The organism is Paucibacter sp. TC2R-5, assembly GCF_025717605.1.
GTDB classification, from domain to species: domain Bacteria; phylum Pseudomonadota; class Gammaproteobacteria; order Burkholderiales; family Burkholderiaceae_C; genus Paucibacter_A; species Paucibacter_A albus.
The window spans coordinates 14,753-15,321 of sequence record NZ_JAJIRQ010000016.1 but is presented as its reverse complement, the minus strand read 5'-3'; the positions used below and the strand labels follow the sequence as shown (position 1 = coordinate 15,321).

Sequence of the window (569 nt, the reverse complement as noted above, 5' to 3'; positions counted from 1 at the left end):
CCCCATGGGCTGCCTTATTACCTATATCTGCCCAAGCGGTGATTTGCTTTTGCTTGACCACATTGAAGGCACCAGCTTTAGTCAGTTCAGCATTCATGCGATCAAGCTTGCCTTCGGCCACCCCATTTTTTGCGGATAAGTCTTTTAGCGCTGATTCCAGGGCGACGCGAGCAAGAATGCACGCTGGATCCTTGTAACCAAGACGAAGAAGTTCTTTTGCCTGGTCAAGGGCATCTGACAACACTTCGGCCCTAGCTAAAGTTCTTATCTGAAAGAGATATCCCCCAAGGTAGTCTTCTTCTGCTGCCTTAAAAATTCCAAAGCTGACTTCCACATCCGATACCCAACCTTGAAATGCACTGTAGCTCTCCGCGAAGTGCTTGTAGTGAACGCTAGATTCACCAAACGTACGTTGCAATAGGTTCAGCACATTGGTTGCCCATTCCCTGTACGTTCCCGACGGAATCTTGTAAAAAGCCTTGCCGTTCTGGTCATGAAACTCAACTACCTTAGCCGCCAACGTAGCCTCTGCTTTATGGCGAAGCTCAGAGAAACGTCGAGTAATGATT

Annotated in this window: 1 protein-coding gene; it reads right to left on the bottom strand. The window is 48.2% G+C overall.

Annotated features, from left to right (window positions below; translation table 11 throughout):
• A partial coding sequence (locus tag LNV08_RS22340) for a hypothetical protein (protein WP_263535961.1) occupies positions 1-569 on the bottom strand: 569 nt, incomplete at both ends.